The following is a 16,351-nucleotide window of genomic DNA, read 5'->3' as shown; positions in this document are numbered from 1 at the left end:
CTGTCATACTGTGGAAACTTTTATCACGGCTAGCGGCAATTTCCGTGACAAACCGAATGCTCGACGTCGACCGAGAGGACATCACCGACGGGCCGATCACGAGGACACTCGTCGTCCTCGCCGCCCCGTTGCTCGTCCAGAACCTCGTTCAGATCGTCCAGCAGGTCGTCGACACGCTCTGGCTGGGCCGTCACAGCCTCGAGGCGGTCGCCGCCGTCGGCCTGAACTTTCCCATCGTCGGGTTGCTCTCGGCGGTCGGGGTCGGCGTCGCCGTCGGCACGCAGGTGCTCGTCTCCCAGCGCGCGGGCGCGGAGGACCTCTACGGGGGGCGCCGCGCCGCCGTCAACGGCACGGTCCTCGGCTGTCTCGTCGGCCTCGCGGTCGGCCTCGTCGTCTTCTCCCTCGCCCGGGACGTCGTCGGCCTCTTCGGGGCCGGCGGGACCGTCACCGAGTACGCCGCGATCTACCTCGCGGCGTACGCGCTCGTCTTCCCCATCTTCACGACCAGCGATACGTTAGAGTCGGCGTTCGTCGGCTGGGGCGACTCCCGCGCGGCGCTGTACGTCAACGCGCTGGCGGTCGCGATCAACGTCGTCCTCGATCCCTTCCTCATCTTCGGCTGGTGGGAGTTCCCCGCCCTCGGCGTCGCCGGCGCCGCGTTCGCGACGGGCATCGGCTACGGCTTCGGCTTCCTGCTCGCGCTCGGTATGGCCGTCGCCGGTCGCGACGGCTTCGTCTTCACGCGGGACGTGCTCGTCCTCGACGCCGGCGACTGGCGCGAGATCGTCGAGATCGGCTGGCCGACGGCGGGCCAGTACACCGCGAGTCAGGGCGCGCGGGTCGCGATGGTCGCCGTCGTCTCCGCGGTCGGCGGGGACGCCGGGCTGGCCGCCTACACCGTCGGCGCGCGGGTCGCGACGGTGGCGTTCGTCCCCGCGATGGGGCTCCAGCAGGCCGCCCAGAGCATGGTCGGCCAGAACCTCGGCGCCGAACTCCCCGAGCGCGCCCGCCGGACGACGTGGACCGGCGTCGCCGTCGCCGCCGGCGCGCTCACCGTCGTCGGCGCCGTCCAGTGGGCGATCCCCGAGACGCTGTCGGTGCTGTTCGTCCCGGACGCCGCCCCCGAGGAGGTCGACCTCGCCGCCGCCTACCTGCGCATCCTCGCGTACGGCTACTGGGCCATCGGCGCGACGTACCTGCTGCAGGCGGGGTTCAACGGCGCCCGGCGGACGCGGACGAGCCTCGTCGCCACGCTCGCCCAGTACTGGGCGATCCGCCTGCCCGTCGCGCTCGCGCTGGCGTTTACGACCGTGACGGTCCCGTACGTGGGCGTCACGGTCGCGACGCTGCCGGCGATCGACGTGGGCGTCGTCGGGGTGTTCTGGGCCGTCACGGTCTCGAACGTCGTCGCCGCGATCGGCCTCGGACTCTACTACCGCTACGAGACGAGCGGCGGCATGAACGCGCGGGCCGTGGCGGCCGCGACCGCCGACTGACCGCCGAGCGACGGCGGAAATCGCCGCCTACCCGCGACAGATTTACGGCAGGGGCCGGAATACCGGCGACCGATGGCGCAGTCGACCCCGAACTGGCTCCACCTCTCCGACGGCGAGGACGTGGTCTGGGAGAGCCGTCCCCACCCCGTCGAGATGGGCCTCGGCGTCCCGGCCGGGGTGGCGCTCGTCCTCGCCGGCTTCCTCCTCGCGGGGTGGAGCGCGACCCAGGACGGCGTCGGCGCGCTGACGCTCGTCGGCGTGGCCGTCTCGCTGCTCGGCCTGGGGTTCGCGCTCGCGCGCTACGTCGTCTGGACCAGCACGCGGTACGTGATCACCACCTCGGAGCTGTACAAGAAACGCGGCGTCGTCTCCCGCGACGTCACCCAGTTTCGCCTCGACCGGGTCCAGAACACCAGCCTCAGTCAGGACGTCGGCGGCCGCCTGCTCGGCTACGGCGACCTGACCGTCTACACCGCCGGCTCGGGCGAACCCGAACTCACCTTCGAGCGGGCGCCCCGCCCCGAGTACGCGACCGGCCTGCTCAACGACCAGCTCGAGCGCGCGACGAGGTCGGCGACCGAGTTCTGAGCCGCGCCGCGAAGGAAACGCCTTTGACTCGCCGCCCCCCGTGTCCACCCGATGGAGGTCGCCGAGGTTCTCCCCGACTTTGCCGACGCCTTCGCCTTCGAGGAGTTCAACCGGATGCAACGCGAGGCCCTCCCCGCGCTGCTCGACCGCGAGGAGAACGTCGTCGCGAGCGCGCCGACCGCCTCGGGGAAGACCGCCCTCGCCGAACTGGCGATCTGTAACGCGCTGGCCGACGGCGGCACCGCGCTCTTTATCGCGCCGCTGCGGGCGCTGACCAACGAGAAGGAGGCCGACTGGGACCGCTTCGAGGAACTCGGCTACTCCGTCTACGTCGTCACCGGCGAACGCGACCTGAACCCCCGCCGGGCCCGCCGGGCGGACATCCTCGTGATGACCCCCGAGAAACTCGACTCCGCGACGCGCAAGCACGACTCCCGGCGGTACGACTTCGTCACCGACGTCGACGTCTGCGTCATCGACGAAGTCCACCTGCTCGACGCCGACCGCCGGGGCTCGGTGCTCGAAGTCACGATCTCGCGGCTGCGGCGGCTCTGTACGCCCCGGATCGTCGCGCTGTCGGCGACGATGCCGAACGTCGACGACGTGGCGGCGTGGCTCGACGCCCCGCCGGAGTGTACCTTCGAGTTCGGCGAGGAGTACCGCCCCGTCGACCTCAACGCGGGCGTGAAGACCTACACGCACGGCGAGAACACCTTCGCCGACAAGTACCGCCGGCTCTACCGGGCGCTGGACCTCGCCGAACCCCACCTGCGCGAGGACGGGCAGGCGCTCGTGTTCGTCTCCTCCCGGCAGGACACGGTGCGGGCGGCCAAGAAGGCCAGAGACGAGATCGCCGAACGCGACCTCCGGATCGGCCCGCGCGGGGACTACGACTTCCACACCGAGACCAAAGACGCCCTCGACAACGAGACGCTGCGCAACTCGGTGCTCGACGGCGTCGCCTTCCACCACGCGGGGCTGTCGAAAAACGACAAGGACCTCGTCGAGGAGTGGTTCAAGGAGGGCAAGATCGAACTGCTCTTCTCGACCTCGACGCTCGCGTGGGGGGTCAACCTGCCCGCCCGCTGTGTCGTCATCCGCGACACGAAGATCCACGACCCGCTCGAGGGCGAGGTCGACATGAGCCCGCTCGACGTCCTGCAGATGCTCGGGCGGGCGGGCCGCCCGGGGTACGACGACGTCGGCTACGGCTGGGTCGTCTGTGACACCGCGGAGGCCGACAAGTACCGCCGCCTCCTCCGGGAGGGCAAGGAGATCGAGTCCCGCCTCGCGGACAGCCTCGACGCCCACCTCAACGCCGAGATCGCGATGGGCACCATCACCGACCTGGAGGACGTGATGGAGTGGCTCGAAACGACGTTCTACTACGTCCGCGGCCAGTCGAAACCCGAGGCGTACGACTTCCCGAACCTCCGCGGGAAGGTCCGGGACTGCCTCGAACGGCTGGTCGAGGAGGGGTTCGTCGAGACCGGCGAGGACCTCTCGATCGAGGCCACCCCGCGCGGGGTGCTCGCCTCGAAGTACTACCTGCGTCTGGAGACGGCCGCCCGGTTCGCGGCGCTCGCGGAGCGCGACGAGGGGGTCGACGCGGACGCCCTCCTCGAAGCCGTCGCCCGCGCCGCGGAGTTCGACTCCGTCTCGGCCCGCCAGTCCGAACGCGACGCGATCAACGCGGTGCTCGTCGGCCGGGAAACGGGCGACCTCGACGCCGGCGAGCGGAAGGTGCTCGCGATCCTCCGGGGCGCCGCCAGCGGCACCACCCCCTCGGAACTGCGCAGCGACGCGTGGGTGATCCGCCGGAACGCCCTCCGACTGCTGTCGGCGCTGCGGGCGTTCCTCGACCGGTTCGCCGGTCCCCACGACGCCAACCTCGCGCGCAGGCTCGAAGCCCGGATCGAGAACGGCGTCGCCGACGACGCGGTCGGGCTGACGGCCGTCGACGGCGTCGGCTCCGGCCGGGCGAGCAAACTCTCGAAGGAGGGGCTGTCGACCCTCGGCGACCTCGTCGACGCGGGCGTCGCCGGCCTCGTCGACGCCGGCCTCTCCGAGGGCGTCGCGGAACGGGTGTACGAGAGCGCCCGGTCGCTGCCGGCCGTCGAGGTCGAGTGGGGCGCGTTCCCCGACTCGGTCGCGACCGGCGAGAGCGAGATGTGCGAGGTGACGGTCGGGAACGTCGGCGAACCCGCCCGTGCGGGGGTCCGCGTGACCGTCAACGGGGTCGAGATGACGAGTTCGAACACCTACCTCCGGGAGACGGAGACGGTCCCGGTCGGCGTCTTCGGCGCCGACGCGGACGAACTCGAATTTTGCGTCAGCGTGGCCTTCCCGGAGGAGCCGCTGGTTCCCCACGAGGAGACGCGGACGGTCGAGGTCGTCTGAGCCGCGATCAGTCGACCAGTCCGAGCACCGTCTCGCGCAGTTCCGCCGGCGAGTCGACGACCTCGTCGGCCGGCGAGAGGTCGAGGTCGTCGTGGGCGTCGATCCGGTAGGCGACGACGACCGTCCCCGCGCGGGCGGCCGACTCGATCCCGTTCTCGGAGTCCTCGACGACGACGCACTCCTCGACGGCGACGCCGAGGTCCGCGGCCGCGCGCTCGAAGATTGCGGGTTCCGGCTTGCCCGGCCCGTCGATCCCCTCGGCGCTGACGACCGCGTCGAACGCCCCGTCGAGGTCGAAGCGGTCGAGCACCATGTCGATCCAGTCGTGTGGCGAGGAGGAGACGATCGCGGTCGCGACGCCGCGTGCGTCGAGTTCCGCGAGCAGGTCGTGGGTACCGTCGAGCAGGGAGACGCGCTCGGTGTAGAGTTCGTGGGCGGCGTCCTCGAAGACGTCGACGAACTCCTCGCGGGAGACCGCGGTCCCGTACTCCGCGTCGAGGTAGTCGTAGATCTCGCGGTAGTTCATCCCCGTGATCTCGGCGACGTCGACGTCGTCGTCCGGGACGACCTCGGGCAGGATCTCCTCGCGTTCGAGTTCGACCCAGTAGTCCTCGGAGTCGACCAGGACGCCGTCCATGTCGAACAGGGCTGCGTTCATGTACGCGGACATTGCCGCGGGAGCGTATAGCCGTTCGGTCGGCGGCCGATCGGCCGGCCCGATCGGCCCCGCGGCCGCCTCAGCGGACGACCTCGCCCCGCCGCTCGTGTTCCATCTCCCGGGCGACGCGCTCGGCCACCTCGGGGCCGAACTCGCGTTCGAGCAGCCACAGCGCGAGGTCGATGCCGGAGGTGACGCCGCCGGCGGAGAGCACGTCGCCCTCGTCGACCACCCGCGCGTCGGTCACGTCGGCGTAGTCGGCGAGGTCGTCGACGGCGTCGCGGTGGGTGATCGCGGGCCGACCGTCGAGGACGCCGGCGGTCGCAAGCACCATCGCGCCGGTGCAGACGGAGGCGACGGTCGTCCCGTCGGCGTGCAGGTCCGCGACCCGCTCGGCGAGCGCGCCGTCCTCGACGACCCGGCGGACGCCGCCGTCGTCTCCCGTCCACCCGCCGCCGGGGACGACGAGCAGGTCGGGGTCGTCGAGGACGCCGTCGGGTTCGACCCGGAGGCCGTGGCTCGCGCGGACGCGCTCGGTCGGTTCGAGCGTCACGAGTCGGACGGACAGCGAGGCGCCGGCGCGGGCGCCGTTCGCGAGGACCTCGTAGGGGCCGATCGCGTCCAGTTCGTCGAAGCCGTCGAAGAGGACGATCGCCGCCTCGGTGTCGACCATGCGGGGACGTCGGGCGGCGGGGACAAACGCGTTTCGCGACGACGCGTCAGCGTTCGATCGGGTCGAACGCCGTCGCCAGATCGTGGGGGATGTGACCGTCGCCTTCGCGGGCGCGGTCGAGGTACGCCCGGAGGTCGTCGCGGAACGCCGGGTGCGCGCAGTTCTCGACGACGCGCTCGGCGCGTTCGACCGGGCCGACCCCGCGCAGGTCGGCGACGCCCTGCTCGGTCACGATCGCGTCGACGTCCTGCCGGGGGTGGTCGACGTTGGTCGCCTTCGGCACGATCCGGGACACCTCGCCGTCGCGGGCGGTCGACGGCAGGACGAACACGGAGACGAGCGCGCTGCGCGCGAAGTCCCCGCTGCCGCCGACGCCCTGAATCAGCTTCGAGCCGCGGACGTGCGAGGAGTTGGCGTTGCCGTAGACGTCGACCTCGACGGCGCTGTTGACCCCGACGACGCCGAGGCGCCGGATGACCGAGGGCTCGTTCGAGACGCTGACGGGCCGGACGCGGACGTCGTCGACGAACGGCTCGGGGTCGTCGTAGAGGCGGTCGAGCCACTCCTGGGAGATGACGATCCCGGTCCCGCTGGCGCCGTCGATCGCGCCCTCCTCGACCAGTTCGAGCAGACCGTCCTGGATCACCTCGCCGTAGTACGAGAGGTCGCGGTCGGCCGTCGAGAGGTCGCCCAGCCGCCGCATGATCTCGTCGCCGAGGGTGCCGACGCCGACCTCGATGGTCAGTCGGTCGTCGAGGGTCGGGTTGCGCTCGACCTCGCGTTCGAGAAACGCCACGGTCGAGTCCGCGATGGCGCGCTCGTCGTCGGTGAGTTCGCGGAACGGGTACGGCATCGGCGGCTGTTCGGTCCGGACGACCGCGTCGGGGCCGTCCGGCAGTTCGACGAACGGGTCGCCGATACGGTCGGTGGGCGACGAGACGGGGATCGGCTCGCGTGGCGGCGTCCCCGGCACGTACACGTCGTGGAACCGCTCGACTTCGAGGGGGACCGCCTCGTTCACCTCGACGATCACCCGGTCGGCGTGCTCGACGAACGTGGGGATGGCGCCGACGGCCGTCGTCGGGACGAACCGGTCCTCGTCGACCGACACCGCCTCGACGACGGCGACGGACGGGCCGTCGAACTGGCCCTGCCCGACGGCGAGGGAGATCGACGAGAAGTGGTCGTCGACGAACTCGAGGCTCCGGTCGTTGGCCGCCCGGCGGTGGTCGGGCCAGACGGCGAACGGGTACCGGAAGTCGACGCCGCCGCTTGCGATCAGTTGCGTGTCGGCCAGAAACCCCGCGTCCGCGCTGCTGACGACCGACAGCGACAGGTCCCGGTCGGAGCGGGCGAGCGCCATCGGCACGTCCTTCGGTCCCGCGCCGACCCCGCTCGCGTACACCGTCGCCTCCGAGGGAATCAGTGCCGCAGCATCCTCCGCCGACGTTACCGGGAGTCCGTCCGCGATCCGTTCACTGCTCATGTTCGACGGTACCGACGCGTCCCGGATAACTGTTATTTAATTTAAAATTTGAATTGCGAGAGAATTTGAATACGTTGAAACCGACGCCGCGGGGGCGGCCGCGGGTTTATGTACGAAACCGGGACCAGACCGACCATGATCGCCGACGCAATCCGCGTGCTGGCCGGCGACTGCACCGTCATCGTCGACGGCGACGACCGCGAGGAGTACCGCGGCCGCGTGACCACGCTCGTCAAGCCCGACAACACCGTCCTCGTCCACGACGTCGACGGCTACCAGCCCGTCGCGTGGCTCACCCGCGCCGACAGCGTCTCGAGCGAGCGCGCGGGCGGGGTCACGCTCGTCGCGCGCAAGGACGACCGCCTGCTGCGGATCGCCGCCCACGACCGCGACGGCTTCGCCCACTACCCCGCCTCCAGCGCCGGCGTCCCCGTCGGGGACTGTCCGAACCCGGACTGCGGCGGCGTCCTCGTGCGCGCGAACGGCGTCCACTGCGTCGACTGCGGCGACCGCTACGGCGTGCCGGCCGACGCGGCGATCCGCGACGACCGCTGTGACTGCGGCCTCCCCCGGATGCGCGTCGAACGGGGGCTGGCCTTCCGGGTCTGCCTCGACCGCGACTGCGAGTCCCTCGACGAGGCCGTCCGCGAGGCGTTCGACCGCGAGTGGACCTGCCCCGACTGCGGCGACGACCTCCGGATCCTGCGCCGGGGCGGACTCATCGCCGGCTGCGAGCGCTACCCCGAGTGCGAGACTGGCTTCGCGATCCCCACGGGCGTCGTCGACGGCGAGTGTGCCTGCGGGCTCCCGACGTTCGACACCGGGGGCGGACGGCGGTGTCTCGACGCGACCTGCGAGCGCGTCCGCGAGGAGTCGGCCGCCCCCGCCGAGGGGTGAGGTCGCCCGACGACGTCGGCGTCGAAACGCGCCCGATCCGCAGGCGCTTTGTGCCGCGCGGGCCGAGCACCCGGTATGGGACTCGAGGGGACCTTCGACGGCGAGGTGGTCCGCGTCGGCGGCGACGCCCGCCAGCGCTATCACGACGCCCGCGGCTACGGCTACCCGCTCTCGGGCAACGAGATCGCCCTCGCGCCCGTCGAGGCGGCCCACCTCCTCTACCGCGGCGACCTCGACGCCGTCGTCGTCGACGGCGACCGGCTGACGTTCCGCGAGTTCGTCGCCCGCGAACCCGGCGAGGGGTTCGGCGTCCGCTTTCTGGTCTACGCCGACCTCCGCTCGCGGGGCTTTTACCTCTCGCCCGCCCGCGAGCCGTGGGTCGTCGACCCGCCGCGGGCCGACTTCGCCGTCTTCCCCCGCGGGAAAGGGCCCGGCGACGGCGAGGTCGAGTACGCGCTGCGGGTCGTCGGCGAGCGGACGGACGTCCCCGCCGGGGCGCTCGCCGAGGGGGTGCTGGCGGTCGTCGACGAGGAGAGCGAAATCACCTACTTCGAGGTCGGCCGTCCGACGATCGACGGCACCAGCGGGACCGACCTCCCGGCGGGCGTCGACGCCGACCTCCTGACGGATCGGGTCGTCTGCTGGGACCCGCCGCTGGAGCTCTACGAGCGGGCGTTCTACGGCCAGCCCCTCGAAGGACGGGAGTACGACCGGCCCACGCTGCAGTGCTCGCTGCTCGAAGCCGCCCACCTCGCCGAGCGCGGCGTGATCGACCTCGACCCCGCGACGGTCCGGCGGCGCGGCCGCGAGGTCGAGGGCGAGCGCTTCGACCGCCGCCTCCGGGTGTACGAGCACCTGCGTTCGCGGGGAGTCGTCCCGAAGACGGGCTACAAGTTCGGCGCGGACTTCCGGACGTACGCCGACGTCGAGTCGGTCGCCGACCTCGACCACTCGGAGTTGCTGGTCCGGGTCCTCCCCGCGGACCACGTCTTCGAACCCCGGGACCTCGCGCTCGACGTCCGCCTCGCCCACGGCGTGCGCAAGACGATGACCTTCGCGCTGGTCGACGACCGCGGGGACGTCGAGTGGTTGGCGTTCGAGCGGCTGACCCCCTGAACGCCGGGCGCCGACCGGACGGCGTTGGTTGCGACTTCACGAGCGGAAAGATTAAAATATCGAGTTTCGATGCGTACCCTATGGAGTTCGAAGTGATCGGTCTCGGCGGCGCCGGCGTGCGGATCGCGTCGGCGCTCCGGGAGGCGGACGCGGCGGCGGGCGGCATCGTCGGGGGCGCACACGCGTTCGACACCGACGACGCCGCCCTCGCGACGGGGAGCGCGATTCCCGAGTCGAACCGCCACCGGATCGGCGAGACGGACGGCGGCCTCGACGGCGACCTGCAACGGGGGTTCGAGACGGGCAAGGATCGCGCGGGCGACCTCACGGGACAACTTCTGGAGGAACACGGGTCGGACGCCGACGCGATGTTCGTCGCGATCGGTCTCGGCGGGGCGACCGGCGGCGGGGTGGCCCCCGCGTTCGTCGCGACGCTCCAGCGGGCGTTCGACGGCCCCGTGTACGTCCTCGCGACGCTTCCGGCCGACGACGAGTTCGCCCCCGGCGGCGACGCGGCGGGCGCGGACCGCCGGCGGAGCGCGGGCGGCACCCGCCCGGCGCGGCCGCGGGTGGCGGCGAACGCCGTCCGCACCCTCGAACGGCTCGACGGCCTCGCCAGCGCCGTCGTCTGTTTCGACAACGAGGAGTGGCTGCGACGCGACGAGTCCGTCGCCGAGGCCCGCGAGCGCCTCAACGGGACGTTCGCCGAGCGGGTCGCGGCCCTGCTGGCGGCGGGATCGGAGGCGACCGCCGACGTCGCCGAGAGCGCCATCGACGAGGACGACGTCGAGCGGGTTCTGGGCAACCGGACCGAACTCGCGACGATCGGCCACGGCGCCCAGAAGGTCGACGCCGGCGGGTCGCGGTTCGGCCTCGGGCTGTTCTCCTCGACGCCGGACGTCGAGACGGCCGAGGCGGTCAGCGCGGTCGAGACGGCGGTCGGCAAGGCCGTCCGCGGGCGACTCACGTTCGAGTGCGAGCGCGAGAGCGCCGAGCGGGCGATGTTGATCGTCGGCGGCCCGCCGGCGTGGCTCGAACGGCGCGCGGTCGCCGACGCCCAGCGCGACCTCGAATCGACGATCGACACCCGGTCAATCGTCGGCGGCGACGCGCCGCGGCCCGACGGCGACGCCGTCTTCTCGGTCGTCGTCTTCGCCGGGGTCGACCCGGGGCCGCGACTCGACCGGCTACGCGAGGCGGCGGGCGAGCAGGCTCGCGCGGACGACTGAGCGACGCGAAGGCGAAGGCTTTTGCGCTTCGGAGCGCCAAGGCGGTGACGATGACCGGAGACGAGCCGATCGAGGGGTCCGAATCGGGAGAACCGTTACCGGATGGAGGGACAGCAGGCGCCGACGACGTCGCCCTCGACCCCTGGGGCTCCTCGACCGTCTCCGACTACCGAAAGCTGTTCGAGGAGTTCGGCATCGAGGAGTTCGAGGAAGTGCTCCCCGAGGTGCCGGACCCCCACTACCTGATGCGCCGGGGGGTCATCTTCGGCCACCGCGACTACCGCCCCGTCGCGGAGGCGATGCGCGAGGGCGAGTCCGCGGCGGTGCTGTCGGGATTCATGCCCACCGGCGACCCACACATCGGCCACAAGCTGGTGTTCGACGAGATCATCTGGCATCAGCGGCAAGGCGTCGACGCCTACGCGCTGATCGCCGACCTCGAGGCCCACGCCGCACGCGGGCTCTCCTGGGAGGAGATCGACGAGCACGCGCGCAACTACCTGCTCTCGCTGCTCGCGCTCGGCTTCGACCCCGACGAGGGCGAACTCTACCGCCAGTCGGAGAACCGCGAGGTACAGGACCTCGCGTTCGAACTGGGGATCGAGGCCAACTTCTCCGAACTCGGCTCGATCTACGGCTTCGACGGCGAGACCGACGTCTCGCACATGCAGTCGGTCGTCACGCAGATGGCCGACATCCTCTACCCGCAACTCGACGAGCCGAAGCCGACGGTGATCCCGGTCGGCCCCGATCAGGACCCGCACGTGCGGCTGGCCCGCGACCTCGCCTCGCGGATGCGCTACTTCGGCGTGACCGAGGCCTACGCGAGTTTCGAGGCGACCGCCGACGAGTCCGCGGTCATCGCCGAGGCCTACGAGGCTCGCGAGGCGTACGCGGACGACCCCGGGACGCCCCGCTGTGCCGAGGCGGCCGAGTGGCTCCGCGGCGAGGGCGGCGCCCGGTTCGAGGTCCCGGACGACGAGCGGACCGTCGAGCGCGCCGCCGAGAAGCTCGAAAACGCCGGGATGGAGCCCCTGCGCCCACGCACCCGGTTCCTGAACCGGCGGGCCGACGAGGACGCGTTCGAGGCGCTGATCGAGGCCGTCGACGGCGAGAAGCGCGTCTTCGAGGCCCACGTCGACGCCTTCGACCTCGACCGCGAGGCGGCCGAGGAACTCGCCCGCGAGGTCGAGGTCGAACACGGCGGCTACGGCTTCCTCCCGCCGTCGTCGATCTACCACCGGTTCATGACCGGCCTGACCGGCGGGAAGATGTCCTCGTCGATCCCCGCGAGCCACATCTCGCTGCTGGACGACCCCGAGGCGGGCTACGAGAAGGTGAAAGCGGCGACGACCGGCGGCCGCGAGACCGCGGAGAAACAGCGCGAACTCGGCGGCCGGGCCGACGAGTGTCCCGTCTACGAACTGTACGCCTACCTGCTCGCGGGCGACGACGACGAGTTCGCCAAGCGCGTCTACGACGAGTGCGTCGGCGGCGACCGCCTCTGTGGGGACTGCAAGGAACAGGCCGCCCGGTTGATGGAGGAGTTCCTCGCCGACCACCAGGAGAAACGCGAGGAGGTCGCCGAGTTGCTGGAAGACGCCGACATCGAACTCGAATCGTCGCGCGCGAGGTAGCAGACGGAGCGGCCCGAAGGCGTGACGAAGCGAGTCAGTACCGACCGATCTCGTCGCCGAGTTCGCCGTTGAGGTACGACCCGGTCGCGCCGCCGGCCGTCGCGAACGCGACGACGTAGAGCGGGCCGACCAGCACGGATTCGGGGAAGAATCCGGGAACGATTCCGTTAGCGAGGAACAGGCCGGCCGCGACCGCAGCGGCCGCGATCACACCGGCGAACGCGCCGGCGACTGTGCCCGCCGTGAGATCGTCCCCTTCGAGGTAGCCCGAAACGAGACCGCCAAACAGCGGCGCGAAGGAGACGAGCGAGAGCAGAAACAGCGAGACGAGGGCGCCGAGCAGCCCGTTGACGGCCGTCGGCCGCCGGTCGGGATCGACGGTGGCGTCGCCGTCACCGAGATCCGTAGCGGGACGACCGGAGTCGGCGTGGTCGCCGCCGGGGTTCGTGCGGTCGCCCCGGTCGGCGGACCGCCCGGTAGTGCGGTCGTCGGCGGTGTGATCGTCGCTGGAGTCGGATTCGTCGTCCGGATCGGTGCCGGCCATACGTGTTCGCTCTCACGTCGGCAGGAGAAACCTTCCGGTTCGAGAGTACGCGACGGCGCGACGGCGCGATGTGGCCGTGGGTCACCGCAACGCTTTTGCTCCGGCCGGAACACGACTCGCGTATGGCACTCGAATCCCACGGGCGTGCCGGCCTCGCACTCCAGCCACGGCGACCGCGATCGGGATTCGGCTTCTTCTTCGCCCGGTGAGTCCGGGGCGGTGGATCGGCGAGCGCCCACACCGGGCGCACGCGGGGAAACCGACCGTTCGAGGGGTCGTCCGGCGACTCGCGCCGGGCGGTATCGGAACCGCTAACTGACCGACTCGCAGTGATACCACCAAGCGAATGCAGCTACCAGAACCACAGGTCGCGGTCCTCGAGGCCGCGAGCGCGGACGAGGCACGGTCCGTCGACGCCCTCGCCGCGGCGACCGACCTCCCGCCGGAGACCGTCACCGGGGCGGCGTTCGAACTCGGGGCGGAGGGGCTGGTCGCCGTCGACGAGCGCGTCGAGGAGACGATCGCCCTCACCGACGAGGGCCGGGAGTACGTCTCGGACGGACTCCCCGAGCTACGACTGTACGAGGCGGCCCTCGAAGCCGGCGCCGATTCGGACCCCGTCGAGATGGGCGAGGCCATCGGCGCGTCGGGGCTCGACGGGCCGGCGGTGAACATCGCGCTGTCGAACTACGCCCGCAAGGGCTACGGCGCGATCGACGGCGGCGAGATCACGGCCGATCCCGACGCCGATCCCGTGTCCGACGCCGAGGCGACGGCCCTCGAGACGCTCTCGGACGCGGAGACGGACGACGGCGGAGGCGTCCCCGCCGACGCCGTCGACGTCGCCGCGGCGACCCTCGACGCGCTCGAACGACGCGACCTGCTCGAACGACGCGAGAGTACCGTCCGCGAGATCACGCTGAGCGAACGCGGCGTCACGGAGCTGATGGCGGGGGTCGAGACCGCCGAGACGGTCGGTCAGGTCACCCCCGAGATGCTCACCAGCGGCGAGTGGCGCGACGTCGAGTTCGCCGAGTACAACGTCGAGGCCGACGCCGAGCGGATCGACGGCGGCCGGGTCCACATCCTCCGCCAGACCGCCGAGCGGGTGAAAGACGTCCTCGTCGGGATGGGCTTTCAGGAGATGGCGGGGCCACACGTCGACGCGGACTTCTGGATCAACGACTGCCTGTTCATGCCCCAGGACCACCCCGCCAGAACCCACTGGGACCGGTTCGCCCTCGAAACTCCCTCGGAGATCGACCACCTCCCCGAGGACCTCGTCGAGCGCGTCGAGCGCGCCCACCGCGAGGGCGTCGGCGAGGACGGCGAGGGCTACCGCTCGCCGTGGGACGAGGACTTCGCCCGCGCGCTCGCGCTGCGCGGACACACCACGTCGCTGTCGGCGCGGTACCTCTCCGGGACCGAGATCGGCGAGATCGAACCGCCGGCGCGCTTCTTCAGCGTCGAGAAGGTGTACCGCAACGACACCCTCGACCCGACGCACCTGCTGGAGTTCTTCCAGATCGAGGGGTGGGTGATGGCCGAGAACCTCTCGGTGCGTGACCTCATGGGCACCTTCGAGGAGTTCTACGCCCAGTTCGGCATCACCGACATCGAGTTCAAACCCCACTACAACCCGTACACGGAGCCGTCGTTCGAACTGTTCGGTACCCACCCGACGACCGGCGAACTGGTCGAGATCGGCAACTCGGGTATCTTCCGCGAGGAGATGCTCGAACCGCTCGGCGTCGACTGCGACGTGATGGCGTGGGGGCTCGCGCTCGAACGGCTGTTGATGCTGATGTACGGCTTCGAGGACATCCGCGACATCCACGGGACGCTCTGTGACCTGCAGCTGCTGCGCGAGACGGAGGTGACCTACTGATGCCCACGGTCGAGATCGACCCCGACGAACTGCGCGGGCTGACCGGCCACGAGGAGAAAGGCGACGACGAACTGAAGACGGACCTGTTCGCGCTCGGTCTGGAGTACGAGGGCGAGACCGAAGACGGCGCGTTCGAACTCGAATTCGCCCCCGACAGGCTGGACCGGCTCTCGGTCGAGGGGGTCGCACGCTCGCTGCGCTACCAGTACGGCGACGCCCGCGGCGTCCACGTCCCGAAGACGAATTCGCCGGACTGGACGATCGAGGTCGACGAGTCGGTCCCCGACGAGCGCCCGTACGTGACCGGCGCCGTGATCCGCGGCGTCGATCTGGACGAGGAGGCCCTGGATTCGCTGATCCAGCTTCAGGAGAAGCTTCACGCGACGATGGGCCGCAAGCGCGCGAAAGGCGCCATCGGCATCCACGACCTCGCGATGCTCAAGGGTTCGCCCGCCACCGAGGGGAGCCCGAGCATCCGCTACGCCGGCGTCGAACCCGACGAGGACCGGTTCGTCCCGCTCGACTTCGACCGCGAGGTGACCCCGGGCGAGGTCCTCGATGAGCACCCGACCGGCCGGGAGTACGCCCCCCTCGTGAACGGCTACGAGCGCTACCCGGCGATCTACGACGACCTCGGGCTGTTCTCGTTCCCGCCGGTGATCAACGGCCGCCGGACAGAGGTCTCGACGGACTCGCGGGAGCTGTTCGTCGAGATGACCGGCACCGACCAGTGGACGATCGACCGGATGCTGAACGTCGTCTGCTACGCGCTGGCGGCCCGCGGGGCGACGATCGAGGCGGTGACCGTCGAGTACCCCGACGAACCCGCCTACGAGGACGTCGGCACCGAGGTCGTCCGTCCCGACCTCTCGACGGAGACCAAGACCGTCGCCCACGACCGGATCGAGTCGATCCTCGGGATCGGCCTCGACCCCGAGGAGGTGATCGACCTCGCCGAGCGGGCGGGGCTGGACGCCGAACGGGACGAGGCGGACGGCGACCTCGTCTACGAGGTGACGATCCCGCCGTACCGCGTCGACGTGCTCCACCCGCTGGACGTGATCGACGACCTCGGGCGGGCCTACGGCTTCAACGACCTCGAACCGCGCTACCCCGAGATCGGTACCGTCGGCGGCCGCCACGAGCGCTCGCGGCTCGAAAACGCCGCGCGCACCCAGCTCGTCGGCCTCGGCTTCGAGGACCTGCTGAACTTCCACATGATCAACGCGGCGGAAAACTACGAGCGCCTCGGGATCGAGCCGGGCGAGGGAGTCTACGGCGCGGGCGAGGCCGCGACCATCAAGGAACCCTACAGCGAGGACTACACGATGCTGCGGACGTGGGTACTCCCCTCGCTGCTGATGGTGCTGGAGAACAACACCCACCGGGCGTACCCGCAGGACCTCGCGGAGATCGGCTTCGCCGCCGAGGTCGACGAGACGGAGAACACGGGCGTCGCCGAGCGCCGGGCCGTCGCGGCAACCCTCGCGAGCCACGACGCCGGCTACGAGGACGCGAAGGCCCGCCTGCAGGCGCTCGTCCGCGGCTTCGGCAAGGACCTCGAGACGCCCGCGACCGACCACCCGTCGTTCATCGACGGCCGCGTCGCGAGCGTCGTGATCGACGGCGAGGAGGTGGGCGTCGTCGGCGAGGTCCACCCGAAGGTGCTCGTCGAACACGACCTCGAAGTGCCCGTCTCCGCCTTCGAGTTCGACCTCGCGGCGCTGCGGTAGGCCGCC

13 protein-coding genes are annotated in these 16,351 nt (G+C 71.0%); 9 read left to right on the top strand and 4 right to left on the bottom strand.

The window, feature by feature from the left end; genetic code table 11:
* Positions 1–56: 56 nt before the first annotated feature.
* The 3 genes from NKG98_RS13605 to NKG98_RS13595 all read left to right on the top strand — a co-directional run bounded on the left by NKG98_RS13605 (position 57) and on the right by NKG98_RS13595 (position 4,484).
* On the top strand, positions 57–1,496 hold the full coding sequence (locus tag NKG98_RS13605) for an MATE family efflux transporter (protein ID WP_254769477.1): 1,440 nt from the start codon (positions 57–59) through the stop codon (positions 1,494–1,496).
* A gap of 72 nt (positions 1,497–1,568) precedes the next feature.
* On the top strand, positions 1,569–2,084 hold the full coding sequence (locus NKG98_RS13600) for a PH domain-containing protein (RefSeq protein WP_254766460.1): 516 nt from the start codon (positions 1,569–1,571) through the stop codon (positions 2,082–2,084).
* Between the two features lie 51 nt (positions 2,085–2,135).
* Complete coding sequence (locus NKG98_RS13595) at positions 2,136–4,484, top strand: DEAD/DEAH box helicase (RefSeq protein ID WP_254766459.1); 2,349 nt, start codon at positions 2,136–2,138, stop codon at positions 4,482–4,484.
* Positions 4,485–4,491: 7 nt separating this feature from the next.
* On the opposite strand, the gene NKG98_RS13590 is transcribed toward NKG98_RS13595, so the two are convergent.
* From NKG98_RS13590 to NKG98_RS13580, 3 genes are all read right to left on the bottom strand, one after another.
* On the bottom strand, positions 4,492–5,142 hold the full coding sequence (locus tag NKG98_RS13590) for an HAD family hydrolase (protein WP_254766458.1): 651 nt from the start codon (positions 5,140–5,142) through the stop codon (positions 4,492–4,494).
* Between the two features lie 79 nt (positions 5,143–5,221).
* Positions 5,222–5,815 (bottom strand): DJ-1/PfpI family protein, encoded by a 594-nt coding sequence (locus tag NKG98_RS13585; RefSeq protein WP_254766457.1) that lies wholly within the window; start codon positions 5,813–5,815, stop codon positions 5,222–5,224.
* Between the two features lie 46 nt (positions 5,816–5,861).
* Positions 5,862–7,301 (bottom strand): acetyl-CoA hydrolase/transferase C-terminal domain-containing protein, encoded by a 1,440-nt coding sequence (locus NKG98_RS13580; protein ID WP_254766456.1) that lies wholly within the window; start codon positions 7,299–7,301, stop codon positions 5,862–5,864.
* Between the two features lie 135 nt (positions 7,302–7,436).
* On the opposite strand from NKG98_RS13580, the gene NKG98_RS13575 reads away from it, so the two are divergent.
* From NKG98_RS13575 to NKG98_RS13560, 4 genes are all read left to right on the top strand, one after another.
* Positions 7,437–8,198 carry a DUF91 domain-containing protein gene (locus NKG98_RS13575; protein ID WP_254766455.1) on the top strand — a complete coding sequence of 254 codons (762 nt, stop codon included), beginning with the start codon at positions 7,437–7,439 and terminating at the stop codon, positions 8,196–8,198.
* A gap of 75 nt (positions 8,199–8,273) precedes the next feature.
* Positions 8,274–9,314: a tRNA-intron lyase gene (gene endA / locus NKG98_RS13570; protein WP_254766454.1), complete on the top strand. Its 1,041-nt coding sequence runs from the start codon at positions 8,274–8,276 to the stop codon at positions 9,312–9,314.
* Positions 9,315–9,394: 80 nt separating this feature from the next.
* Positions 9,395–10,543 carry an FtsZ/tubulin family protein gene (locus NKG98_RS13565; RefSeq protein WP_254766453.1) on the top strand — a complete coding sequence of 383 codons (1,149 nt, stop codon included), beginning with the start codon at positions 9,395–9,397 and terminating at the stop codon, positions 10,541–10,543.
* 50 nt (positions 10,544–10,593) lie between these two features.
* Positions 10,594–12,180, top strand: coding sequence for a tryptophan--tRNA ligase (locus NKG98_RS13560; protein ID WP_254766452.1), 1,587 nt, complete (start codon positions 10,594–10,596; stop codon positions 12,178–12,180).
* Between the two features lie 34 nt (positions 12,181–12,214).
* Here the strand turns inward: NKG98_RS13560 and NKG98_RS13555 are convergent, their stop codons facing one another.
* The gene (locus NKG98_RS13555; RefSeq protein WP_254766451.1) at positions 12,215–12,724 is read right to left on the bottom strand and encodes a hypothetical protein; all 510 of its coding nucleotides are present in this window, start codon (positions 12,722–12,724) and stop codon (positions 12,215–12,217) included.
* 346 nt (positions 12,725–13,070) lie between these two features.
* Here NKG98_RS13555 and pheS point away from each other — a divergent pair, with 346 nt between their 5' ends.
* Together pheS and pheT are read left to right on the top strand one after the other, a co-directional pair.
* Positions 13,071–14,612: a phenylalanine--tRNA ligase subunit alpha gene (gene pheS / locus NKG98_RS13550; protein WP_254766450.1), complete on the top strand. Its 1,542-nt coding sequence runs from the start codon at positions 13,071–13,073 to the stop codon at positions 14,610–14,612.
* Entirely contained in the window at positions 14,612–16,345 is a 1,734-nt protein-coding gene (gene pheT / locus NKG98_RS13545) for a phenylalanine--tRNA ligase subunit beta (protein ID WP_254766449.1), read from the top strand. Before pheS ends, pheT begins: the two co-directional genes overlap by 1 nt.
* The last annotated feature ends 6 nt before the right edge of the window (positions 16,346–16,351 follow it).

This window comes from Salinilacihabitans rarus (assembly GCF_024296665.1).
Classification (GTDB): domain Archaea; phylum Halobacteriota; class Halobacteria; order Halobacteriales; family Natrialbaceae; genus Salinilacihabitans; species Salinilacihabitans rarus.
This window is presented reverse-complemented; position numbering and strand designations above follow the sequence as displayed.

Coding starts and splice junctions, on each gene's coding strand:
- NKG98_RS13605 (WP_254769477.1), top strand. CDS start 57: ATGCTCGACGTCGACCGAGAGGACATCACCGACGGGCCGATCACGAGG.
- NKG98_RS13600 (WP_254766460.1), top strand. CDS start 1,569: ATGGCGCAGTCGACCCCGAACTGGCTCCACCTCTCCGACGGCGAGGAC.
- NKG98_RS13595 (WP_254766459.1), top strand. CDS start 2,136: ATGGAGGTCGCCGAGGTTCTCCCCGACTTTGCCGACGCCTTCGCCTTC.
- NKG98_RS13590 (WP_254766458.1), bottom strand. CDS start 5,142: ATGAACGCAGCCCTGTTCGACATGGACGGCGTCCTGGTCGACTCCGAG.
- NKG98_RS13585 (WP_254766457.1), bottom strand. CDS start 5,815: ATGGTCGACACCGAGGCGGCGATCGTCCTCTTCGACGGCTTCGACGAA.
- NKG98_RS13580 (WP_254766456.1), bottom strand. CDS start 7,301: ATGAGCAGTGAACGGATCGCGGACGGACTCCCGGTAACGTCGGCGGAG.
- NKG98_RS13575 (WP_254766455.1), top strand. CDS start 7,437: ATGATCGCCGACGCAATCCGCGTGCTGGCCGGCGACTGCACCGTCATC.
- endA (WP_254766454.1), top strand. CDS start 8,274: ATGGGACTCGAGGGGACCTTCGACGGCGAGGTGGTCCGCGTCGGCGGC.
- NKG98_RS13565 (WP_254766453.1), top strand. CDS start 9,395: ATGGAGTTCGAAGTGATCGGTCTCGGCGGCGCCGGCGTGCGGATCGCG.
- NKG98_RS13560 (WP_254766452.1), top strand. CDS start 10,594: ATGACCGGAGACGAGCCGATCGAGGGGTCCGAATCGGGAGAACCGTTA.
- NKG98_RS13555 (WP_254766451.1), bottom strand. CDS start 12,724: ATGGCCGGCACCGATCCGGACGACGAATCCGACTCCAGCGACGATCAC.
- pheS (WP_254766450.1), top strand. CDS start 13,071: ATGCAGCTACCAGAACCACAGGTCGCGGTCCTCGAGGCCGCGAGCGCG.
- pheT (WP_254766449.1), top strand. CDS start 14,612: ATGCCCACGGTCGAGATCGACCCCGACGAACTGCGCGGGCTGACCGGC.